We start from the raw sequence: 21,492 nt of genomic DNA on the forward strand, positions 1-21,492 counted from the left end.
CAGCCCGCCGCCCGATGTTGTATGCGGAAGACACAGATCATACCGTGAGCTCCCCTCGCATGACGGGGACACATGAGCCGCGCAGGGTCGCGACGATCCCGTCAGGGGTGCGCCGCGCATCAACATGCAGCACGCTTGGCCTACCCATTTCGACGCCCTGATGGACGATGAAGCTGTCCTCCGTGGCACCCGGTTCGAGCGACAGGAGCAGGCAGGCGAGCGCCGCATTCGCGCTTCCGGTGGCGGGGTCCTCCCATGTTCCCGCGAGCGGCGCGAACATCCGGGCGCGGATCGACCGACCGCGCTTGGAATAGACGTGAACGGAGAAGCGACCACCGAGTCGCGGATCGGCATCCCGGGCTTCCCGGAACATCGCGAGATCTGGATCGCACCGCGACAGCGCGTCGTCGGCCAGTTCCGCGATGACATAGGACGTGCCGGTGGAGGTCGCGACCGGTGCGTGATTCGTCGTTAGCACGTCTTCGGGGTGCAGTCGGAGTGCTTTAGCGATGACGTCGGGCGGCACTGGTTCCCCGACCTGCAGCGGTTGCGGCGGCACGATCACCGCGGCGATTGGCGCGCCGTTCGGGTCGCGTTCGATCGCGACGTCGACGAGGCCGGCGGCGGTCTCGAAGATCGCCGCCGTTAGATCGGGTCTTTGGGTCGCCAGGGTGAAGGCGGTGCCGACCAATGGGTGGCCGGCGAAAGCCATCTCGGCCGTGCGATTGAAGATACGGATCCTGGCCGTATTCACTGGATCGCTGGACGGCAAGACGAACGTGGTCTCGCTCAGGTTGAACTCGGCGGCCACCGTCTGCATCATCGCGGTGTCGAGTTCATCGTTCATCATGACCACGGCAAGAGGATTTCCGCCGAAGCGCTCCTCGGTGAACACATCGACGGTGAAGAACGGCAACGTGCGCGGCGGATGCCTATTTCGTCGTTCGGCGCTGAGACCGGCCACCGGCGGAGCTGTCGTCCCTTTCACTTGGCGCTCGCCTGATCCAGCCCGAACTCATTCGAAGGCAGAAACGAGCTGATGAGATCTGCGACCTTCACGGGATGCGTAACCTGAGGGTGGTGCCCGGCGTGGGCGATCTCCGAGACGGTGACGTGACCCAGCGGCGCGAGGTCGTCGATCGCCTCCGAGGTGAGAGGGTCATCGGCTCCGACGACGATGTGCACGGAGCCGCGGTAGTTCCGCAGGAGCTCGCGTAAGTGGCCCCGCCAACGCGGATCCGACGACCGGGCCAACAGGCCGGCGACGCGGGCTGCCGTTCCGGGACGCCGAAGATCCGCGACGCTGGATTGCAGGGCTGCGGCGTTCTTCTCGTCGCCGGTGAGGCGCCGGGCGATGTCGGCAGGCTTCGCTCGCTTAAGAAGGGCCCGAACCACCGGTTGCACCCGCAAGATCGGCTCTGGTGACCCTTGCAGGAAGAACGGGGCGACCAAGGTAAGCCTGCGGACCTTCTGCGGCGCTGCCGCAGCCGCTTCAAGGGCAGCGGCCGAGGCGATGGAGTGCGCGACCATATGCGTTTGGTCGGATGTGGCGAGAAGCGCTTCCAACCAGCGAGACCAGTCCCACGACCCATCGCCTGCGCTCATGCCCAAGCCGGGAAGATCAAGCGCCCGCGCATCAGGCAACAGTCGGACCACGGCGGCCCAGGTGTCGGCGTTGACGGGCAGACCGGGAAGCACGATCGTCGAGGCGTGGGCACGACCAAGCTCGAACGTACGCACTCCGCCAACGGTAACGAAGCGGCGATCCGGCTCAGGTGCAGCGCCAAATCGATGAGCGGCGAGATAGTCCGCCCACACATCGATGGAGTGTTCCGTGGGTGGCATCGTGAGATCGTGTCTGCGGGCAACGGCGATCGCCGTGCCTGTGGGGTAGCGATCCCGAGACAGGAAGCTGAGCGTCTCCGGGTCCGTTCGGGTCACGGCCTGGGGAAGACGCTTGATCACCGCAGCGGGAATGCGCAGTCTCGGAGCCTTCGTCCCGTAGTGACGCGCAATTCCTGAAAGCAGCGCAGGCAGTGCCGGAGTCTGGTCGTCGAGGATCCAGTAGCTCTTCCGTGCAGTAGAGTCGTCTGCGGGGAGCAGCGCCATGAACGCGGCGAGATAATCGGCGGTGACAACGGGCACGAACGTGGCGTCGCTCCCGGGCAGGGCGGGTAGCCTGCCGTGCCACAGGTCTTCCAGGTTTGCGGCCAGTCCGAGCTGTTGATCGGTCTCGCCCGACCTACTGTCTCCGATGACGGTGGACGGGTTGACAACGCTCCACGGCACGCCCATCCGAGCCGCACGAGTTCGGAACACGGCGTCTGACTCGACCTTCGACGCCTCGTAGGCGCCGAGCGTCGAATAGACACGCCGAATGCGCTCCGCATCCCACCGTTCGATCGCAGGTTCCTGTCCTCCCACCCGGTAGCCGGAGACGTGCACGACACGGCGGATCGCAGGCAGGGTCGCCGCGAAATCCACGATCCGCTCGACGCTGTGGACATTGGCCGCTCGTGCCTCGTCGATCCCCATTCCGAAGCGGTAAGCGCCGGCGCAGCTGTAGATCTCGGTGATCCCGGCCCATTGCGTCGCATCGTCGAGAAGGAGGCGATCGCTCGCGAAGTCGACGCGAACGTGCTCGACGTTCTCTCCTCGGTCGTGGTCGGCGAGCCAATCTCGTAGGCGCCTCTCGCTCGAGTCGGATCTGCTGGCAGCAGTCACGCGCACGTCGGCCTCATCGAGTGCAAGGATCACGTGGCGACCGATAAGGCCAGTCGCACCGAATATGAGTGCGTGCCGCTGCGGTGCGGGCTCGTTCATCGAAGCGCCTCCGTTTGCGATGATGCGTGATCGAGGATGCTGCCCAGCACGGCTGCGGTATCGCGGAGCGCTTCGACGCTCCGGTGCGCACGACAGAGGATGACTGTGCCTTCGAGGCTCGTCACGATAGTCGTCGCCATCGCCCATGCTTGCGGGCGCGGATGCCGCTGGGTCTCTAGGTAGTCGGCGAGTGTCGTGATCCACGAGTCGAAGGCGACGGCGCAGGCGGTGCGCAGCACTTCACTACGCTCACTTGCGTCCAGGGTCACCACCGATACCGGGCAGCCCAGTCGATAGTCGCTCTCGACCAGCATCTCGATCAGGGCTGTGACCATGGACTCCACGACGTCGCGAGGGGACTCGGCATTGGCCATGGCCTCGGCCAGTTGGTCGCTCAGCTGCTGCGCAGCCAACTCGACCGCCCGTGCGCCGAGCGTGGCTTTCCCCCCAGGGAAGTGGAAGTAGATCGACCCTTTCGGGACCCTAGCGTGCTCGGTCACGGCGTTAAGCCCGGCCCCGGTATAGCCCTGTGTCTGGATGAGCTCAAGCATCGACTCCACCATGCGGGTCTGTGTTCGCTCGCCTTTGTTTCCCATGGGGGAGATAATAGACCAGTCGACATATTTTGGCCAGATGTTGCTGCATGCGTGGCGAGGCGTTCACTCACGAGCTGCGTCGATCCGGGGGGCCGGAGCTGCGGCCACGTGCGCCGGGAAGAGCTGATCAGGGTCGTACTGCGCTTTCAACCTTCGCAGTCGTTCGAGATCGGCGGCATCGTATGCGGACGCGAGCCTCGAGCTCGCGCCTGCTCCGCCCAGGAAGTTCAGATAGCGGGTGCCTGTCGCCCAGGGGGCCATCTCGCGGAAGAGGCGGTCGCTTCCGGAGGACTCCGGGTGGGAGAGCACCGAGAGGTTGAACGCGGCGTCCCTGTTGCTGACGAGGCTCGGATGCGCTGGCGGACGGTTCAGGGCTCCTCCGAGGTGACGCAATTCCACCATGATCTCGGCGCTCGTCGATGCCGGACCTGTGATCCGGAGCAGGGTCATGGCGGCTTTCGCATCGAAAGCGCGAAGCATGATGTTCGATTCCAGGTACGGCATCGGCTCGGTTCCGTCGTCGTGCACGCGTGCGATCTCGGAGTAGGGTCGTTCGCCGAGCGAGTCGAACGTCGATGGCGCCAGTTGCCGAAGTTCCCGCGCCATCGTCTCTCCTGCCGATCTTGATCCGAAGTGCGCCGCCCGCAGGTGCACGGCGAATCGACCGCGGACGTGCTCCGGAACCGATGGAAGGTCAGGCAGTCGCAGGAAGGCGATCGAGGTCGAGACCTCGTCTGGCGCACGAAGAAGCCATCGCGACCAGCCATCGACCACGGCGTGTGCGTGTTCGCCCGAGAAGTACAGACCTCCTCCGAAGAACCTGGAGTGCGGGAACACCCGGAATTTCATCGAGGTGACGATCCCGAAACTGTCCTTACCCCCGAGGATGCCTGAGTGCAACTCCGAGTGAAGCTGCGGTGAAACGGTGCGCATTCTTCCGTCAGGAGTGACAACCTGCATCTCCAGGACATGATCGGACGCGTAGCCGTGCAAGCGCCCGAGCGGGCCGATTCCCCCGCCGAGCGTGTACCCGACCACGCCCACCAAAGGCGACGAGCCGTTCAACGGCGCTAGGCCAGCACCGGACAGTGTTTCAATGACCTCTCCCCATCGGACTCCAGCCCCCACTCGCACGGTCTGAGTATTGGCGTCGACAGTGAGCTCGGTCATGCGCCGAGTGCTGATGAGGAGTCCGCCATGCGGCGACATGCTGCCGTGACCTGTAGCGAGGACACCTATTTTCAATCCTTCGACTCGCGCGTACTCAATGGCCGCCCGCACGTCGTCGTCAATTGCCGCCCCGACGATGACCTTGGGGTAATGGGTCACGGTGAGATTGAAGCCGGCCAGTTCCTCGGCGTAACCGTCGTCACCTGGGATCAGCACCGGCCCGGCGACGGCGTCCATAAGACGCTCGAGTGAACCTCTCGTGGTCACTGTTCGCCCCGGCCCAGGCGAGATGTGAGCCGGACATAGCCGGAGAGAAGAAGCGGGACGAAGACGTAGACGGCCAACGGGACGACAGCGAGCGTCAATACCAGTGCGCGAAGCACCGGACTCCATCCGTCTGCGAAGGCGCCCAGGATGGTGAATCCGATCACGACAAGCGGGAAGATCGACAGCCAGGTGAGGACCGCACGGACATGGATCGACGGGGCGGGGCGTGACGGGGATGGTTGAGGGGTCATAAGAACTCCAACTAGTTGGTTTTTATTTGGAGTGACTCTAACGTGTGCGGCGCGAGTCCGCAACTACCTGGTTGGTATTTGCTATCGTGTCGGTATGGCATGGGACACCGAGCGAACCCGACGGCTTCTTTTGGATGCTGCGACTAGGGAGTTCGCCGATCATGGATTGGCGGGGGGGCGAGTGGACCGGATCGCTGAGGTGGCCGGTGTCAACAAGCAGCGCATCTACAAGTACTTCGGCAGCAAATCTGAACTGTTCGACGCCGTCGTCGCGAACGAGATGGTGCGAGTGATGGAACTGATCCCCATCACCGGCACGGGCAAGAGCGCCGTGCTCGACTACGCGGGAAGAATGTTCGACCACCACAGCGACGATCGGACCCTCGCGCGGCTGTTGTTCTGGGAGAGCCTGTCGGATCGCCCGCCAACCAGATCACCTGAGCGCATCGTGCTCAGCGACAAGAAAGTGGATGATATTGCGCGCGTTCTTCCGGGAATCCCTCGCCCCCGATCCGCGGAGTTGCTCTTCGCGATCGTCGTGTTGAGTTGCGGGTGGCCGATACTCGAGCAGATTGATCGCCTTCTTGTCGGGGAGGTTGGTGATCGCTCACGTCGTCGGGACATGCTGATCAAGACCGTCGGCGCGCTTGTGAGCTCACTTTCTGAAGAATCGGGCTCAGCTTGACGCCCCCCAGAACTGGGGTGCCCGCTGTCCGGGGACGTCTCGCGGGTCGGTCGCGAGGGGGAGCGGTGGGATCCCGAGCTGTTCGCAACGCGTTGAGCGAGGCTGTGGTCCTCATCGCGTGCTTTCCGTACCACATCGATCACTCGATATTGGGTCGGGTAGCCGTGCGCTGAGGCCGCGCATCTCGGCGGGGGAGAGTCCACGGCGGTGCTCAGATGGCATTGTGCGGCTCGATGGTAGTGCGGCGCGTAATACGAGCCCGGCAGTCATCGCTGCCCACATCCAGAGAAGGTCACCGGATGCGGCTGTGACCACGGTGCCAATCAGGCCGAGGCCGCTGCCTGCGGCGACGCGAGAGAGATTGAAGAGGTAGGCCCCGCGCCCGAACTCGATTCCGTCTCGGGTAAACGCCACCGCACCCACCCCCAAAGAAAGCGCCGAAAGCCACCAAATTGCACGTGCGGAATCTGAGACCGTCTCGTCAGCGGTGAGACCGGAGAGCACCGGATCGCCGACGGCGAGAACCACCAGAAACGAGACCGCACCGATCAGAAGGGAAACGAGCAGCAGGAGACGCTCCAGCTTTCGCCGCCGCGTAACGGTTGGCGCGGTCGAGATGAGAATCTGCGCCGCGGATTTCCACCCTTCGATCGCGAGCACGGCGAGCAGCCAGCACTGATAGACGATGAGGTGCGCGGCCGCCTTTTCCGGCCCGTTAGAGACGGCGGCTGCCGTCATCGCCAGAGTGGCGGCTCCGAGCAATGCCGAACGGGTCACGAGGAGGGCGACTGGGCGGACGAAGTTCCGCGTCGACGCCGGTATCAGTTGCGTGCCGTCGTTGATGGGGACGATGATCCAGAGGCCGCGCACGATCAGTCTGCGTAGTACGACCGTGAATACGAGCAACTGCGATATCCCGGAGGCGAGCCCGACGCCGAGGAGCCCACCCCAAGCTGTCGCGGCGATCAGCGCATCTAGTCCGATGTGAACGACAGCGCCGCCGAGCGCTGCGAAGGTGACGTCGCGTACGGCGTCCGCACCGCGAAGCGCGCCGTAGCCGGCGAGGACGAGGGCCGACACTGGCATGCCCGCTGCGCGGGCGAGAAGGTACGAGCGGGCCTCGGGGTCGCCGATGATCAGCAGCGCAACCGCCGTGATGGAGAGCGCGAGAATCACACCCCAGCCCGACGCCAGCTTCATGGTGGTGCGCACGGTCTTCCCCGCGCGGGAGAGGTGGCCGTCCGCGCGCAGACGTCCGATCTCGGTGGTCTGCGCGAACAGGAGCGGGGTCAGCAGCCAGGTCGTGGTCGTGATGATGCCGGCGCCAACGGCCAGCGAGGCTTGGATCACGATCCCGAGCGTGCCCGCCGTCGCGGCATCGGCGACTCCGGTCAGAGGCTCCGCGAGCAGCGCCAGAGCTGCGAGTCCCGCAAGGCGGAAGGCCTGTGTAATGGGCGATCGTTCCGGTGCTTGTTCGTTAACCGGTGCTGTGCTCATCCGAGCCCGCTTGCGATGCGGCGGCGATGAGCGGCGACGTGGCTGCGGGTGGCGCACCGACGCGAGCAGAATCGCTGGCGCCCTGCCCGACTGAAATCAACGAAGACCAGGTCGCAATCGGGTGCAGCACAGATACCGAGGCGGAGCAGCCCTGTTGTATCGGCCAGAAGCACCGCGAGAGCTACTAGCCCGTTTGCTCGCAATCGTTCGCCGATGCTCGGACCGTGGCCATCGAAATGCAGATGGGGGGCGAAGTTGTCTGAGATCGAGACGCTGACACGCACAGGCAGTTCCGCCAGCAAGGTGTTGAGTTGGTTAGCCGCTTCGTCGAGCACGGTGGACTCGAACAGCGGCCGCACGTCGGAGGCCAGCTTGATCAACGCCCGCTGCGTGCTTGCGAGGTCGATGTGATCACCCGGGGCCCGGTGACGGATGGGCAGCGACTCTCGTGCTAGCAACTGACGAGTCCAGTCGACGTCGAGCTCTCCCGCCGTTGCGGCGTTAACGACACGAACAACCAAATCCGCAGCAGGTCGATTTACATCCATGCCTCCAGCATGATGTAAGCATTGACTTTACCACAACGCTTACATCAGGACCTTACAAGACGCCCGATTTCGACCACCAGCGACGATCGAATTCTTGAGCGGCCGCGGTTCCGGGAGACCCCGAAAGGTCTGCCGGTCATCGAACACCTCGTGGTCTGCGAAGGCTCCGACTCGGTCGCCCGCGACCTCTGGCCCTGACCGCGAGGAGCGCGCACGCGATGACAGCGACGCCGCCGAGGACGGTGGGCCAGGTGAGCTGCTCGTGCAGGAGGACCGTGGCCCAGACGATCGTCATCACGGGCTGAGCCAACTGCACCTGGCTCACCTGCGCCATCGGACCGATGGCGAGGCCCCGGTACCAGGCGAAGTACCCGAGGAACATGCTCACGACCGCCAGGTAGGCGAAGGCGCCCCATTCCACGAAGGTCCCGTGTGGTGGTTGCTGGATGATGGCGGCTCCGGTGAGCGCGACCATGAGGGGGGCGGCTAGCACGAGCGACCATGAGATGGTCTGCCACGAGCCCAGCTGCCGGGAGAGGATGCCGCCCTCGGCGTACCCGATCGCGCAGGCGACGACGGCGGCGAACAGCAGCAGGTCCGACCACTGGAGTTGTGCGATCCCGCCTCCTTGCACGCAGGCGAACGCGACGGCTGCGACGGCGCCAATGGCTGCGGTGGCCCAGAATGTCACGGGTGGGCGTTCGTGCCCCCTGATCACGGTCGTCACTGCGGTCGCAGCCGGTAGTAGGGCGACGACGACGGCTCCGTGGCTGGCAGGAGCGGTGGTCAGTGCATACGAGGTCAGTAGCGGGAAGCCGACAATGACGCCACCGGCGACGATTGCCAGTTGACCCCACTGACGCCCGAGCGGCATTCGCTGCCGAGTGACTGCGAGCGCGACTCCGGCGAGCAGCGCGGCGATGACGGCCCGACCCGACCCGACGAACAGCGGAGACATGGCCCCGCCGGCCACGGCTACGCGGGTGAATGGCATGGTGAACGAGAACGCGGCCACACCGAGCAGGCCCCACCACAGGCCGGATCGCGTTTTCAGTAGCGGAGAGGGACCCGAAGCAATAGCGCTATCATGTGCTGTCATGATCAACAGTAGCAGTGATCGCCTCGTCGAGGTATTGCAGGAATGGATCGTGTCGGCGTCCGCGGGGGCTCAACTCCCCTCAACCCGGGCTATCGTCGCCCGGTACGGCGTGAGCCCGGTCACGGTGCAGAGAGCATTGCGAACACTGGCCACACAGGGCCTCGTGGAAGCGCGTGCGGGCGTGGGTACGTTCGTGCGTGCAGTACGCATCGCCCGTCCGCACGACTACGGGTGGCAGACTGCTGCGCTCGGCTCGCCGTCGAGCCACCTGCCTTCAGCGGGATCTGCGCTGCGGACGGCGCCCAACGATGTCATCGCGCTTCACTCGGGCTACCCCGACAAGGAGTTGCTTCCTGTCGGGCTTGTGCGAACAGCGCTCGCCCGAGCCGCTCGCGGCGACGCCGCTGTCCTTCGACCGCCCGCCGCGGGCCTGCCCGATCTGCAGGCCTGGTTCGCATCCGAACTCGGCGCGGTCACCCCGACAGGCCTCACCCCTCCCGCCGTGAGCGACGTGACCATCTTGCCTGGCAGTCAGAGCGGGCTGAGCACGCTGTTCCGTGCGCTGGTGGGTGCGGGGCGCCCGCTGCTGATCGAGTCGCCGAGCTATTGGGGCGCGATCCTCGCCGCTGCACAGGTCGGTGTGGAGGTCGTCCCGATCCCTAGCGGCCACCGTGGCCCGGATCCCGATGAACTTGATCGGGCGTTCACGCAGACGGGCGCGCGGGCGTTCTACGCGCAGCCTAACTTCGCCAACCCGACGGGAGCCCAGTGGCCACAGGAGATCGTCGACCGAGTACTCGCTATCGTGCGGGGCCACGGAGCCTTCCTCATCGAGGATGACTGGGCGCATGATTTCGGGATCACGGCCGACTCTGCACCGGTTGCTGCGCACGATGACAGCGGACATGTCGTCTACATCCGGTCTCTCACCAAGAGCGTGTCACCGGCTATCAGAGTCGCCGGGCTCATCGCCCGTGGCCCCGCCCGTGACCGCATCCTCGTAGATTCCCAGGCACAGACCATGTACGTCAGCGGCGTGCTGCAGGCTGCCGCCCTCGATGTTGTCAGCCAGCCCGCCTGGCGCACCCATCTGCGAACCCTGCGCCGGCAACTCGCCTCACGCCGCGATCTTCTCGTTGACGCGCTCCGAGAGTTCGCGCCGAATACCCACCTGGAGCAGGTGCCACGCGGAGGTCTGAATCTCTGGCTGCGACTGCCAGACGGCACGGACCTGGCGCGGGTGATCCGCGACTGCGAGATCCAGGGTGTCCTTGTCGCCGCCGGTGACGACTGGTTCCCAGCCGAGCCCACGGGCCGATATCTGCGCCTCAACTATTCAGGTCCGAACCCCGGCGCGTTCCCGGACGGAGCGCGTATCATCGGGCAGGTGCTCGCCGAGCAATAGATGTCCCGGCCGGTGGATCCGCCGGCAAGCTAACGGATCCACCGTGCCTGTGTGTTTGTTCAGACGCCGTCCTGTGTGCGCTGCCACGCCGCATAATCGATCCGTCCGGTCGTGAAGGTCCCCAACGGGACGAGCCCGTCACGGCCGACATCGACTCCGAAGTAGCGTGCGTCGGCGTCTTCGACGACCGGTCGAGACGCGTCCGCTGCACGGCGGAGGAATTCGGCCATGGAGGTTCGCTCTGGGCCGGCGACCTCGACGACCTTCGATCCAGGTCCTGCGATCACGGCGTCGGCGACGGCGCGTGCGACATCGAGCGCCGCAACCGGTTGGAAAGCCGTCGCTGGGGCACGAACGGTGCCGTCCGCAGAGAGGGCGTCGAGGATGTTGGGCAGGAACTCGAAGAACTGAGTAGCGCGTACGATCGTCGATGGTATGTCACTCTCGGCGATGGCGTGCTCCTGGGCGGCCTTGCCCGCCAGGTAGCCGGATGTGGTGAGCCGGTCCATACCCACGATCCCCAGCGCGACGTGGTGACCGACTCCGGTCTTCTGCTCGGCAGTCGTCACGTTCCGTGTGACCGAGGTGAAGTACTCCACCACTTCGGCTTCGTTGTAGATCGCCGCGTTGGTCACGTCGACAACCGTGTCGGCTCCGTGGAATGCGGAAACGAGGCCGATGTCCTGCACGGCGTCCACGCCAGTTGACCGTGACACGGTCACGACGTCATCGCCGCGCTCCTGCAACAGCCTGACCACGTCGGCACCGATACGGCCCCTGCCTCCCAGAACGACAACTCTCATGGGTTCCTCCTATTTCGGATAGATGATGTCCGGTTAATTATCCGGATAAATGTTGTCCGAATCAAGTAGGGTTAGGTGATGCGATTGTCTGGCGGGGTGGAGTGGGCGCTGCATTGCTGTGTCGTGCTCAGCAGGGGAGTGGAGGAGCCGGTTCCGGTCGCCCGGCTCGCTGAGTTGTACGACGTGTCGCCGACTTATCTCGCCAAGCATCTGCAGTCTCTCGCCGCCGACGGGCTGATCGAATCTGTGCGGGGCAAGCGCGGCGGTTACCGGTTGACGCGATCGGCCGAGAGCATCACCGTGCTCGATGTCGTTCGGGCGATCGAGGGCGACGGGGCGGCATTCGTCTGCACCGAGATCCGCCAGCGGGGTCCCTGCGCCGCAGCCGCTGAGGATTGCCAGAGGGCCTGCTCCATCGCGCGAGTAATGATCGCGGCTGAAGAGGCCTGGCGCTCTGCATTGCGCGACGTCTCGATCAGAGACGTCGCGGACGACGTCGACCGTGTCGCAGGCAAGGGCGCGCTGACCCGTATGAGGAGCTGGCTCGCGGCGGCGCCGAGTATCGGCGCCTGATAGACCGTCCGCCGTCGTCGGATGACGTGAACCGGCGACCGTGCCAGCGGGTCAGGGGCGCTGCCAGGGATCTGTCGGGCTCCGCACCCACGCCGAGTGGTGAGGTGTGAACCCGACCTTCGGGTAATAGTCCTGTGCCTCCGGCGCGGCGAGCAGCACGATTTTCACGCCCGGGGTGTGACGTTCGATCTCATCGAGCAGGCGCCGCCCGATTCCGAGATGCTGATGGCTCTTCGATACGGCGAGGTCGCTCACGTAGGTCACGTAGGAGTCGTCGGTGAGACAGCGCGCGACCCCGACGGCTCGGCCTTGTTCCCTCGCCAGCACGAGCAGGTTGCAGCCTCGCACCATCGCGGTGAATCGTGGCGTATCGTCAACGGGCCGCCGGTCGCCGAGACCGGACTCCGCGTAGACGCGTGCCACCTCCTCGATATCCACCTCGGCCGGGGTGGCCAGTTCGTACTCGATGGTCATTCGTCTTCCTTTCTCAGGGGGCGTGCTTCGGTCATCGACCGAAGCTGACCCAGGACTGTCACGGCACCTTCGAGATGCGCGGAGTCGACATTCAGGGCGGTCTGTGTCGCCCACTCGCGCCGACGCGGTTCGATCCGATCCAGCGCCTGGCGCCCCTTGTCGGTGAGCTCGACGAGGAAGGTTCTCCGATCTTCCCCGTCGGCCCGGGAGATGTGTCCGCTGCCCTCGAGTCGCGCGACGCTCTCACGCACCGATTGTCGGGTCAGCCCGCGTTGGCGAGCGATCCCGGCAGGGGACATTGGGCCGTTCTGGAGCGCTCCCAGCACCAGCCACCGTGCCGCGCTGAGGCCTTCGGGTGCGGTGATCGTGTCGCCGGCAGCCAGGAAATGGCTGGACAGTGCAAACACATGATCGACCAGTTGTGTGAGCAATTCGTCCAGGGGATGCGGTGGCAGGGCGTGCTCAGGCATGATCGGCCGTCAAACAGACGAGATGGCCGTCAGGATCTCGCACCACAGCCATCCGCTCGCCCCACGGCTGATCCGCGGGTGCGTCGACGACGATGCCGCCAGCCGCCAGCCATGCAGAGCACACCGTTTCGAGCTCACCGACGCCGAAGCTGAGCGCAACAGAAAGATCGCTTGGGACAGTCTCACGCTCGTGCAGTAGCAACTCCACGTTCCTTGCACCGGACAGTATTGCCTTTCCGTCGCCCACCGTCCCCGGCAGGCCGAGCAAGTCCCGGTAGAAGGACACCGCCCGATCGAGGTCGGACACCGAGATCACCACGCGCTGCAGTCGAGTCACAATTCCTCCATTCGACAGGGGCCTGTCAAAATAGTAGCGGGCAAGGCCTGGATCGCCGAACCACCGATCATAAGAGCCCAGACCTTTGTGCTCACTCCGGTGTGACAGCGGCGACATACTTGCCGACTCCTCGGCCAGACGCCAACAGGTTGTGCACGGCTGCGACGTTGACTAGTCCGTCGATGACAGTGACCTCGGGGCGGATGGCTCCGCTCGCGAGCAGATCCAGCGCACGGGCGAGTGCTGCAGCAACGCGGGTGGGCTTGTCCGCACTTAACCGCCGAATACTGAAGCCGAGAATTCCGATGTTGCCGGCCATGAGGGTGCGCAGGCCGGGTAGGGGGGAGAGATCCCCGCCGCCTGGGTTGCCGAAGAGAACCATCCGACCCCCGGCGGCAACGAGACGGGCGTCGTGGTCGAGGTTGTCCGTTCCGGTGGGGTCGAGCACGAGTTCGACTCCATCCGGGAGAAGCTGTTGAACTTTCAGCGGCCAGTTCCCGTCGCGCACGACGACGTGGTCCCATCCGGCGTTACGTGCGGCCGCTATCTTGTCCTCCCGGCCGACGGTGCCGACTTTCACTCCAGCATGCAAGAACGCCGCGACCTGGGATACCGACGAGCCCAGTCCGCCGCCGGCGGAGTGCATCAGCAGTGATTCGCCGGGCCGGATGCGGCCGACATCCTCCAAAAGGAGTATGGCGGTCGATAGCATTAGCGGCGCTGTGGCCGCGAGATCCAGCGGAACCTCCGGTGGAACGCGTACCGTCAGTGCGGCGGACGCGACCGCCAACTCGGCGAGGCCGCCGCCAGGCACGAAGGCAGCGACACGATCGCCGGGGGCCAGCTGCGCGCCGTCGGCAACCTCGCGCACGATGCCGGCAATTTCCAGCCCGGGGATGAATGGGTAGGACGCTGCGTAGCCGGGGTCACCTCGGCGCGCCATGACGTCTGAAAAGTTGAGTCCGGCGAAAGCCACCTCGATGAGAACCTCGCCCTCTCCCGCGATGGGGACGGGGACATCGCCGACCCGCACCTGGCTCGCGTCGAGGGCTGGGCTGATCAATCGCAATGCTTGCATGAAATGTCTCCATATCTGATGTTCAATGAGTGCCAAGGTTCCTCGGTGCGGACGAGCCTTGGGGGACACCGGTGGGGCTCATGACGGTCTGCCTCAGGGCAGCAGGACGTGTCTTCCGCGTTCCCCGCCTACCTGCATGCGCTCGTGTACGGCGCCGACGTGCTCCAACGGATGTGTTCCAGCAACCCGGTGCGTGAGATCCGCGTCGACGAGTCGAGCGAGTTGTCCGCCGTCGGCGCGGATCCACACGCTTCGTACTTGGGTGCCACGCAGCGGGATGGGTCCGGGTCCGGAAAGCGAGATGAACGTCCCGCTGCCTCTCACCGCGTCGAGTGCTGCGAGGCCAAGTGACGCCGCGTCCACAACGGCATCAGCGCCGCCCGACGTTAGGCGTCGCGTTTCTTCCGCGAGGTCTTCATTACTCGGGACGAATTCGTGCGCCCCGAGCGCACGCACGAGCGTCTCGTCATGTGCTCGTGCTGTTGCGATCACCTGGAGGCCGATCCTCTGCGCCAACTGCAGGACGTAGCCGCCGACCGAACCGGCCGCTCCGGTGACGAGCAAAGTCTGTCCTGGCGCCATGTCGGCGTAGTCGAGCGCTTGAAGCGCCGTCAGGCCGCTAAGCGGCAGAGTGCTCAGGGCGACGGGGTCGGCGTCGATCGGAATCCGCGCTGCATGTGAAGAATCGACGACCACGAAGTCAGCCTGACCCTTGAGTGGCTGCATGAGCCGATCCGACAAGGCGATGACCCGGTCACCGACTGTGAGGTCCGAACGACCCCCGGCGCCGACGTGGTCCACGACTCCGGCTACATCCCACCCCAGGCCGATGTGGGGGCGGGGAAGCATCACACAGGCTTGAGCGAGGGCGCCCGAGCGGGTCTGAATATCCACAGGATTTACTGCTGCGGCCTCCACGCGAATCCTAAGCTGACCGGGGCCAGGATGGGGAACATCCACCTCGCGGAGTTCGAGTACATCGATACCACCGAACGATCTGATCTGCACTGCCTTCATCTGCTCGACGATAAATAAACTACCCTCCAATAGGAAGAAGGCACCCACAAGTGCCGTATGCACTGAAAGGAGAGTGTTGTGTCCAAGAGCGCTGCAGCGGTTCGGGACGAGCAACGCCAGCAGTTCAACGCCTATCTCTCCGAATGTCCTTCGCGAAAACTGCTCGATCGCATCGCCGACAAATGGGTCAGTCTCGCCATAAACGCTCTCTCCGACGGGCCAATGCGCTACAGCGAACTCGCCCGGAAACTCGCCGGAGTCAGCCAGAAGATGCTCACCCAGACCCTGCGCGCCCTCGAACGGGATGGCATCGTGGAGCGGCGCCTCACGCCCTCCGTCCCGGTTCGCACCGACTATGAACTCACGGCGCTGGGACGCACGCTGCTCCCGCTCATGGCGGCGATCAAGGCGTGGTCTGAAACTCATATGGGGGCCGTTCTCGAGGCGCGCGCTGACTATGACGCGCTTAGCGGGGGGCCGGGGATCGCGGCGCCCGCGGTCCGCGAGCGCCGCGACTCCCATTCAGGCAGCCGGGCGGAAGCCTGAGGTGTCGAACGCAACCATCGAGTCGATGACGCGGCCGTTTCTGAGCAGCATCCGATCAGTCCCTTCCCATGAGATGGCCCTGCCCTGACTTGTGGCGGACGCCCGCCAGCTGATGAAGCAGAGATCATCGACGGTCGCGTGATAGGTCACATCGAGGCGCACATCGGGAAACCGTTCGACGATGGAAGCGACACGTTCCTTCCATGCGTCGACACCGGTCATCGGTTCGGGAACTCCCGGGTACCGCAGCACGATGCCCTCATCTGCAATGGTCTCCACCCCATCGGGGTTGGGGGCCGCCCAGAAGGCCGCCCACCGGTCGACAAAATCGGTCATGAGATATCCTTTCCTCTCTACATACTTCAAGTATGTACTTGGAGTATGTAAGCTATCAATGCAATCCTGCCCCGTCAAGGAGGTCTTTTTTGAGAACCCCGCGCAGTCAGCGAGAGCGCTCGGAGAGTACAGCGGCCCGGCTGGTGAACGTCGCAGCACAGATGTTCGGCGACGAAGGGTACGCAGCGGTCTCGACCGATGACATCGCCGCGCGCGCTGGAATGACCAAGGGCGCGCTCTACCATCACTTCACCGACAAATCGGCACTCTTTCGAGCGGTCTTCGTCCAGGCGCAGCAGCAACTGGTGGCCACGCTGACAGACTCAGCTGCGGACGCAGGTGACGGCTGGGACGGACTCATCGCAGGCATCGACGCTTTCATCCGGGAATGCCAGCGCACGTCGATCGGTCGGATCATCGTATTCGACGGCCCCGCCATTCTCGGCCGCGATCAGGCCAGAGTGGTCGAGGATGAATACGTTGGCGCCCTGCTCACCGACGCACTACGCAGGCTGCAGGAAGCGGGTCAAATGCGCGAAGGAGACAGCTCGGTGAGATCCAGGCTCCTCCTTGGGGCATTGTGTGAGGCGGCGGTTGTCGTCGCACGATCGCCGGACCCGGTGGGGGTAAGGAAGGCGGTGCTGTACGAGATCGTCACCATGCTCGACGGTCTCCGCGTCCATAAGGATGCGATGCTCTTCTCTCAGCCCCGTCGTTCGGACCGGACGACCTAGCATTCCGATGATCTCAGGGATGTCGCCGATCCGAATGAGGGTTGGCAGGGGCTCGTTTCACAGGTGGCGGCATCCAGCTCACGCGGGAACGTTCTCGGGTTCTCTGAAGAACGCGTTGCGATATCGGCTCGGCGTGGTGGCCAACGCGCGGCGGAAGTGATGGCGCAGATTATTCGCCGAACCGATCCCGGACCGGATCGCCACCTCGTCGATGGACAGAGTGGGATCCTCCAGGAGACGTCGTGCATATGCCAGGCGCTGACGGGTGACCCACTCGCCTGGTGGCAGTCCCGTCAGCTCGACGCACCGTCGATGGAAGGTGCGAGTCGACAAGTGAGCACGCCGGGACAGGACTGCGCTCGTCAGATCATGGTCGAGGTGACCGGTAGCCCAGTTCAGTACTGAATGCAGTTGATCAGAGTCCGGCACGACCGGGCTTGGCCTGTACTGTGCTTGGCCGCCCTCTCGTCGCAGAGGGGCAACGATCGCTCGGGCTGCATCTAAGGACGCACCGGCTCCGAGGTCGGATTCCACTAGATGCAGGCACAAGTCAATACCCGCGGTGACGCCGGCGCTGGTGATCACATCACCGTGATCCACATAAAGCGCATCAGGGTTGACGTAGACATTCGGATACCGCCGAGCGAGTTCGGCAGCGTGCGCCCAGTGTGTTGTTGCTTCCACGCCGTCGAGGATCCCAGCTGCTGCAAGTGCGAACGCTCCGGTGCAGATCGACACCATTCTTGTGCCTCTATCTCGCGCGGATCGCAGAGCAGACAGCTCAGCGGTCGACAGTTCTGTCGCGCGGCCGAAGCCGGGCACGAGCACAGTGTCCGCTGTTTCGAGCGCGTCCAACCCGCACTCGACCTGGATGCTCACGCCGTTCGTCGTGGCGATCACCCCCGTGTTCTCGGTTGCCACGCGCACTTCGTAGCCGTCTCGCCCGAATATGAGCAGCGGGATGGACAGATCGAACATCACGACGGGTTGCAGCGCAAGGACAACAACGCGGCGCGGGTTGGCGAGATCTTGTTGCATAGTGGCAACTATGCCAGTTCCTTCTCCGAGCACCTCACGGTTATCTGGTCATATGCGCGTGCAGATCGCCGTCTTCGACGGCTTTGACGAGATCGATGTTTTCGGCCCCTTTGAGGCACTGGCGGCTGGAGGAGCAGAAGTTGAGCTGGCAGCCGCACACGGGGCCGGTGTCATCACATCTCAACGTGGTGTAAGCCTCAACGTCGGCCTCGCTCTGCTCGATCCCGGCAAGCCTCGTCCTGACGGTGTAATCGTGCCAGGGGGCGGTTGGCTCAACCGCGCAGAGCGTGGAGCATGGGCGGAGGCCCAGAATGGGGTAATTGCACGAGCACTGACCAATGCCGAACTCCAAGTTGATTGGATCGCATCTGTCTGCACCGGTGGGATGATCTTGGCTCACGCCGGTCTCCTGCGCGAGCATCGTGCCACCACGAACCGAAGTTGCTTCAGCGAGTTCGAACCGCTCGTCGGTGAAGTGGTCGACGACAGGGTGGTGGACGATGGCAGAGTCATCACCGCTGGTGCACTCACATCGGGGTTGGATCTGGGACTACATCTCATCAGACGATTCTGCGGTGAGGATGCCGCCGAGCTAGCCGCAGCCACCCTGGAATATCCGCCTTATGTGGCATGAGAGCCGAGCGCGCCATCTATCGGACAGCCCCTGCGCCGACGAAGCGGTTGTGAGGTTGCCGATGCGTCTATCGTCAGGTACGGCCCTCAGCTGGCGGGGATATTCGCACTGAACCGGCCGAGGGCGAGGTCTTGGTGGGCGAGTCGGCGTAGGGCGGCGATGACGGGTTCGTTGAGCGCGGTGCCTAGGACTGCGTATTCGATTGTGGCTCGCGCTGGCCCTTCCGGCGCGTGATCGAGGTCGTAGTAGGCGATGGCCCGGGTGTGTGCGGCGTAGTGGTCGAGGCGATCATCGTCAATGGGGAATCCGGCAGCGGACGCGGCCGTGAGAGCTCGTTCGAGCTGAGCGACGGCGGGGTAGTCGGGATCGTACACCTGGCCGTTTCGTTCCAGTACGGCGCGGGCTAGCGGGTAGTCGCGTTGTTCGTCGCCGTCCGAGTCGTCGTAGGGCGGAAGTGCGCCAATGGCGGCACCGAGGGCGAGGAAAAGGTCATCACCCGGCGTTTCGATGAGACGGATCACCTCGGCCGTCTTCTGTACGGAGAGGCCAACGATATCGGTGAGGGCGCGAATGAGTGCCAGGCGACGCAGGTGGTGTTCACCATAGGTGGCCTGTGTGGCGCTGGTCGTCTCGCCGGGCATGAGCACGCCCTCGCGGATGTAGTACTTGATCGTCGCGAGCGGGACCCCCGACCGTTCGACGAGTTTTGACACGCGCATGAGTGACCTCCGTTGACACTAGATTCTACAACTATCTATAGTTGGAGACTATGGCTATCCATTCTCAGTCCCTTGTCGTCATCGGCATCCTGCTGCTTGCCTTGGTGACCGTGGAATCTGGCGGTGTATTCCTCACCCGGGTTGTCCGGGGCGGCGTTCCGGCCAACACGCTGCAGAAGAGCTTCTTCCGAGCCGGACATGCCCACGCCGCCGTGCTGCTCGTCCTGTCGGTAGTGATCCTCTCCGTCGTGGACTCAGCGAAGTTGTCGGGGGCGTGGGACGTGATCGCCCGGTACGGGGTGCCAGCCGCGGCGATCCTGATGCCTGCCGGATTCTTTCTCTCCGTCATTGGTCGTGACCCCGCGGGGCCCAACCGTTTGGTCGTCCTGCTGTGGGCAGGGGTCGGATGCGTCACGGCGGGCTTGATCGTCGCGGGCATCGGCATCCTGGCCGCCGGACTTGCCGCATTCTGAAGGGGGAGCTTTTCGCCGTGGCGCCACTCATCGTCCTGATCGTCATCAGTGCACTTACCCGGCTCGTCGGGTGGATCAGCGGACTCCCGGTGATCGACTCCTGGCCGTCCGCGACCGCCTATGGGCTGGCCGCGATGTTCATCATGACGTCGATCACCCATTTCGTTCCCCGACGGCGGGCAGGATTCATCGCCATCGTCCCGCCCGTGATCCCGGCGCCGGCGTTGGTCGTGTCCGTGACCGGTATTCTCGAGATCGTCGGCGCGATTGGACTGCTTATCCCGCAGACCAGAGTGCTCGCCGCCGTCTGCCTCGGCCTGCTGCTGATCGCCATGTTCCCCGCAAACATCTATGCCGCGGGTGCCCGACGCCACCCCGACGCACCCCACACCGCGCTCATGCCGCGCATCATCTATCAACTGGTGTTTATCGCAGCAGTCATCCTGGTCATCGTGGGTGGCTGAGCGTTGGCGGTCACATTGGTCACGGAGCATCTACCCGATCCGACCCCCGACGAGGTCGAAGCCACTGGCAGTATGATCGCAACATTTTGAGACGGCCTAGGCGCCATGCAACCGTCAATACATAGGGAGGCTCCATGGTGATCGATGTCGGTCATCCGTTCACGACAACAGATTGGACTGCCATCGACCCCACCGAGCATGCCGGGTCGGCGGGCTTTGCCCTGTGGCGCACAAAACAGATCGGTGCGGTTCGAATCCGAATGGTGGAATATACCCCAGGTTATGTTGCGGATCACTGGTGCACGCGAGGTCACATTCTCCTCGTGACAGGTGGCGAACTTCGCACCGAACTCGACGACGGTCGCGTGATCCATCTGACTGCCGGACAGAGTTATGAAGTGGCGAGCAATATGGAAGCACACCGGTCGAGCACCGCCAGGGGTGCAACGCTCTTCATCGTGGACTAAGAACTGTCAATGCGGATTCCTGGCTTGAGGTCGACCATGTGTTTGGGCGACTTGAATGTTCCACGTCGCAGGAGATCGGAATTGACGCAACGCGGACGGAGGCGCGCACGCCGTTCCTTTCGGTCAGTCCGATCCAGAAACAGCGAGAATCAGACAGTCCCTTTATCGGACAGACCCCCGGTGGTTAGTGAGCGGGGGTGTCCAACGGATGTTGGACCCAGATGTTGGGTTCAACATAGGTGCCGTTTCCGTTGTCGTCGATACGAAGAGGTGCGAGTCCGCCGGGGATGATGTAGTCGCCGGCATCCGGGAGCGTCATTCCGGTCCAGTCTTCCCACTCGGCGATGGTTCCCGTCATGGTCTGCGACTGCGCTGCTGTGGCGAGGACGCGCGCACCCATCCGCCAATGGGTTCTCAGCCACGGATCGAAGGGTGCACCGTCTGCTCGGATCCACGCTGCATAGTCTGCAATCGCGGTGAGCGGATACCGGTGTTTGAGCGTGGGGCGCAACGGGACGATCAGATACTCCAAGCCACGAGCCACTGCTTGCTCTCGGAACGCGCGCAGAAGATCTGCCGCGATGCCCCGCCCCTGCTCGGCTTGGTCGATCTGGGCCGCGCACACCACGAGCGTGTTCGGCGTGTGCGCTGTCTCTTCCGTCACGGAACGACGCAGGCTGTCCGAATATCCCTCGGGCAACGAGCCAGCACTCCCGTCCCAGACGATCGGAACAGCCCAACCGGCACCCACATATCGGTCGCCATCCACAACGAGCAGCTCAAGATCGGCGAAACGCTCCCTGACGCTCGGAAGGTACTGCGCAGCGACAGCGTCAGCAGATATGAACGCCGGCCAGCCCTGATCAAGAAACGCCGCCAATGCTTTCTCGTCTCGGGGTGCACCATGCATCGGCTCGATCCTCACGCGGAGACTCTACAGGCGAGGTGATGTCCGTACCTGCTCGGCTATCCGGAGCTGAACGCATGC

The 21,492-nt window shown here is 64.2% G+C and carries 27 protein-coding genes; 9 read left to right on the forward strand and 18 right to left on the reverse strand.

Features of this window, described 5'->3' with window-relative positions:
• Window positions 1-37: 37 nt before the first annotated feature.
• The 5 genes from D7I44_RS14465 to D7I44_RS14485 all read right to left on the reverse strand — a co-directional run bounded on the left by D7I44_RS14465 (window position 38) and on the right by D7I44_RS14485 (window position 5,107).
• Window positions 38-964: a PhzF family phenazine biosynthesis protein gene (locus D7I44_RS14465; protein WP_120790135.1), complete on the reverse strand. Its 927-nt coding sequence runs from the start codon at window positions 962-964 to the stop codon at window positions 38-40.
• A gap of 20 nt (window positions 965-984) precedes the next feature.
• Window positions 985-2,823, reverse strand: a complete 1,839-nt coding sequence (locus D7I44_RS14470; RefSeq protein WP_120790136.1) for an alpha/beta fold hydrolase — start codon at window positions 2,821-2,823, stop codon at window positions 985-987.
• On the reverse strand, window positions 2,820-3,374 hold the full coding sequence (locus tag D7I44_RS14475; RefSeq protein ID WP_162940294.1) for a TetR/AcrR family transcriptional regulator: 555 nt from the start codon (window positions 3,372-3,374) through the stop codon (window positions 2,820-2,822). The genes D7I44_RS14470 and D7I44_RS14475 overlap by 4 nt, the downstream gene beginning before the upstream one ends.
• Before the next feature lie 108 nt (window positions 3,375-3,482).
• Window positions 3,483-4,826, reverse strand: coding sequence for an FAD-binding oxidoreductase (locus D7I44_RS14480; RefSeq protein WP_120790138.1), 1,344 nt, complete (start codon window positions 4,824-4,826; stop codon window positions 3,483-3,485).
• Window positions 4,827-4,852: 26 nt separating this feature from the next.
• Window positions 4,853-5,107 (reverse strand): putative antibiotic biosynthesis monooxygenase, encoded by a 255-nt coding sequence (locus tag D7I44_RS14485; protein ID WP_120790139.1) that lies wholly within the window; start codon window positions 5,105-5,107, stop codon window positions 4,853-4,855.
• A 94-nt stretch (window positions 5,108-5,201) separates the two neighbouring features.
• Between D7I44_RS14485 and D7I44_RS14490 the strand changes: the two genes are divergently transcribed.
• A complete protein-coding gene (locus D7I44_RS14490) occupies window positions 5,202-5,792 on the forward strand; it encodes a TetR/AcrR family transcriptional regulator (protein ID WP_120790140.1) in 591 nt (196 codons plus the stop codon).
• A 111-nt stretch (window positions 5,793-5,903) separates the two neighbouring features.
• Here D7I44_RS14490 and D7I44_RS14495 read toward each other — a convergent pair whose 3' ends face one another.
• The 3 genes from D7I44_RS14495 to D7I44_RS14505 all read right to left on the reverse strand — a co-directional run bounded on the left by D7I44_RS14495 (window position 5,904) and on the right by D7I44_RS14505 (window position 8,936).
• Window positions 5,904-7,289, reverse strand: a complete 1,386-nt coding sequence (locus D7I44_RS14495; RefSeq protein WP_120790141.1) for an MATE family efflux transporter — start codon at window positions 7,287-7,289, stop codon at window positions 5,904-5,906.
• Entirely contained in the window at window positions 7,286-7,837 is a 552-nt protein-coding gene (locus tag D7I44_RS14500; RefSeq protein WP_120790142.1) for a CGNR zinc finger domain-containing protein, read from the reverse strand. The genes D7I44_RS14495 and D7I44_RS14500 overlap by 4 nt, the downstream gene beginning before the upstream one ends.
• Window positions 7,838-7,973: 136 nt before the next feature.
• The gene (locus tag D7I44_RS14505; protein WP_120790143.1) at window positions 7,974-8,936 is read right to left on the reverse strand and encodes a DMT family transporter; all 963 of its coding nucleotides are present in this window, start codon (window positions 8,934-8,936) and stop codon (window positions 7,974-7,976) included.
• On the opposite strand from D7I44_RS14505, the gene D7I44_RS14510 reads away from it, so the two are divergent.
• Window positions 8,935-10,341, forward strand: coding sequence for an aminotransferase-like domain-containing protein (locus tag D7I44_RS14510; RefSeq protein WP_120790144.1), 1,407 nt, complete (start codon window positions 8,935-8,937; stop codon window positions 10,339-10,341). The two genes, D7I44_RS14505 and D7I44_RS14510, sit on opposite strands and share 2 nt — an antisense overlap.
• Before the next feature lie 59 nt (window positions 10,342-10,400).
• Here D7I44_RS14510 and D7I44_RS14515 read toward each other — a convergent pair whose 3' ends face one another.
• Window positions 10,401-11,144: an SDR family oxidoreductase gene (locus D7I44_RS14515; protein WP_181445572.1), complete on the reverse strand. Its 744-nt coding sequence runs from the start codon at window positions 11,142-11,144 to the stop codon at window positions 10,401-10,403.
• A gap of 78 nt (window positions 11,145-11,222) precedes the next feature.
• On the opposite strand from D7I44_RS14515, the gene D7I44_RS14520 reads away from it, so the two are divergent.
• Window positions 11,223-11,717, forward strand: a complete 495-nt coding sequence (locus tag D7I44_RS14520) for an RrF2 family transcriptional regulator (protein WP_120790145.1) — start codon at window positions 11,223-11,225, stop codon at window positions 11,715-11,717.
• Between the two features lie 51 nt (window positions 11,718-11,768).
• Here D7I44_RS14520 and D7I44_RS14525 read toward each other — a convergent pair whose 3' ends face one another.
• The 5 genes from D7I44_RS14525 to D7I44_RS14545 form a co-directional block, all read right to left on the reverse strand.
• Complete coding sequence (locus D7I44_RS14525) at window positions 11,769-12,191, reverse strand: GNAT family N-acetyltransferase (protein ID WP_120790146.1); 423 nt, start codon at window positions 12,189-12,191, stop codon at window positions 11,769-11,771.
• On the reverse strand, window positions 12,188-12,661 hold the full coding sequence (locus tag D7I44_RS14530) for a MarR family winged helix-turn-helix transcriptional regulator (protein WP_120790147.1): 474 nt from the start codon (window positions 12,659-12,661) through the stop codon (window positions 12,188-12,190). The genes D7I44_RS14525 and D7I44_RS14530 overlap by 4 nt, the downstream gene beginning before the upstream one ends.
• On the reverse strand, window positions 12,654-12,980 hold the full coding sequence (locus D7I44_RS14535; RefSeq protein WP_220093779.1) for a VOC family protein: 327 nt from the start codon (window positions 12,978-12,980) through the stop codon (window positions 12,654-12,656). Before D7I44_RS14535 ends, D7I44_RS14530 begins: the two co-directional genes overlap by 8 nt.
• Before the next feature lie 109 nt (window positions 12,981-13,089).
• Window positions 13,090-14,112 (reverse strand): quinone oxidoreductase family protein, encoded by a 1,023-nt coding sequence (locus D7I44_RS14540; RefSeq protein ID WP_220093780.1) that lies wholly within the window; start codon window positions 14,110-14,112, stop codon window positions 13,090-13,092.
• A gap of 57 nt (window positions 14,113-14,169) precedes the next feature.
• Window positions 14,170-15,093, reverse strand: coding sequence for an NADP-dependent oxidoreductase (locus D7I44_RS14545; protein ID WP_120790986.1), 924 nt, complete (start codon window positions 15,091-15,093; stop codon window positions 14,170-14,172).
• 78 nt (window positions 15,094-15,171) lie between these two features.
• Between D7I44_RS14545 and D7I44_RS14550 the strand changes: the two genes are divergently transcribed.
• Window positions 15,172-15,639, forward strand: a complete 468-nt coding sequence (locus D7I44_RS14550; protein ID WP_120790150.1) for a winged helix-turn-helix transcriptional regulator — start codon at window positions 15,172-15,174, stop codon at window positions 15,637-15,639.
• Here the strand turns inward: D7I44_RS14550 and D7I44_RS14555 are convergent.
• Window positions 15,616-15,975 carry a nuclear transport factor 2 family protein gene (locus tag D7I44_RS14555; protein WP_120790151.1) on the reverse strand — a complete coding sequence of 120 codons (360 nt, stop codon included), beginning with the start codon at window positions 15,973-15,975 and terminating at the stop codon, window positions 15,616-15,618. The two genes, D7I44_RS14550 and D7I44_RS14555, sit on opposite strands and share 24 nt — an antisense overlap.
• Window positions 15,976-16,118: 143 nt before the next feature.
• Between D7I44_RS14555 and D7I44_RS14560 the strand changes: the two genes are divergently transcribed.
• Window positions 16,119-16,709, forward strand: coding sequence for a TetR/AcrR family transcriptional regulator (locus D7I44_RS14560; protein WP_162940295.1), 591 nt, complete (start codon window positions 16,119-16,121; stop codon window positions 16,707-16,709).
• Between the two features lie 78 nt (window positions 16,710-16,787).
• Here D7I44_RS14560 and D7I44_RS14565 read toward each other — a convergent pair whose 3' ends face one another.
• Entirely contained in the window at window positions 16,788-17,747 is a 960-nt protein-coding gene (locus tag D7I44_RS14565) for a GlxA family transcriptional regulator (RefSeq protein WP_120790153.1), read from the reverse strand.
• A 10-nt stretch (window positions 17,748-17,757) separates the two neighbouring features.
• On the opposite strand from D7I44_RS14565, the gene D7I44_RS14570 reads away from it, so the two are divergent.
• On the forward strand, window positions 17,758-18,381 hold the full coding sequence (locus D7I44_RS14570; protein WP_220093781.1) for a DJ-1/PfpI family protein: 624 nt from the start codon (window positions 17,758-17,760) through the stop codon (window positions 18,379-18,381).
• Window positions 18,382-18,467: 86 nt separating this feature from the next.
• Here the strand turns inward: D7I44_RS14570 and D7I44_RS14575 are convergent, their stop codons facing one another.
• Window positions 18,468-19,100 (reverse strand): MerR family transcriptional regulator, encoded by a 633-nt coding sequence (locus D7I44_RS14575; RefSeq protein ID WP_120790155.1) that lies wholly within the window; start codon window positions 19,098-19,100, stop codon window positions 18,468-18,470.
• A gap of 50 nt (window positions 19,101-19,150) precedes the next feature.
• Here D7I44_RS14575 and D7I44_RS14580 point away from each other — a divergent pair, with 50 nt between their 5' ends.
• The 3 genes from D7I44_RS14580 to D7I44_RS14590 all read left to right on the forward strand — a co-directional run bounded on the left by D7I44_RS14580 (window position 19,151) and on the right by D7I44_RS14590 (window position 20,504).
• Window positions 19,151-19,573, forward strand: coding sequence for a hypothetical protein (locus tag D7I44_RS14580; RefSeq protein WP_120790156.1), 423 nt, complete (start codon window positions 19,151-19,153; stop codon window positions 19,571-19,573).
• A gap of 17 nt (window positions 19,574-19,590) precedes the next feature.
• Complete coding sequence (locus tag D7I44_RS14585; protein ID WP_120790157.1) at window positions 19,591-20,037, forward strand: DoxX family protein; 447 nt, start codon at window positions 19,591-19,593, stop codon at window positions 20,035-20,037.
• A gap of 134 nt (window positions 20,038-20,171) precedes the next feature.
• Window positions 20,172-20,504, forward strand: a complete 333-nt coding sequence (locus tag D7I44_RS14590; protein WP_220093782.1) for a DHCW motif cupin fold protein — start codon at window positions 20,172-20,174, stop codon at window positions 20,502-20,504.
• Window positions 20,505-20,688: 184 nt separating this feature from the next.
• Here the strand turns inward: D7I44_RS14590 and D7I44_RS14595 are convergent, their stop codons facing one another.
• The gene (locus D7I44_RS14595; protein WP_162940296.1) at window positions 20,689-21,429 is read right to left on the reverse strand and encodes a hypothetical protein; all 741 of its coding nucleotides are present in this window, start codon (window positions 21,427-21,429) and stop codon (window positions 20,689-20,691) included.
• Between the last annotated feature and the right edge of the window lie 63 nt (window positions 21,430-21,492).

This window comes from Gryllotalpicola protaetiae (assembly GCF_003627055.1).
Taxonomy (GTDB): domain Bacteria; phylum Actinomycetota; class Actinomycetes; order Actinomycetales; family Microbacteriaceae; genus Gryllotalpicola; species Gryllotalpicola protaetiae.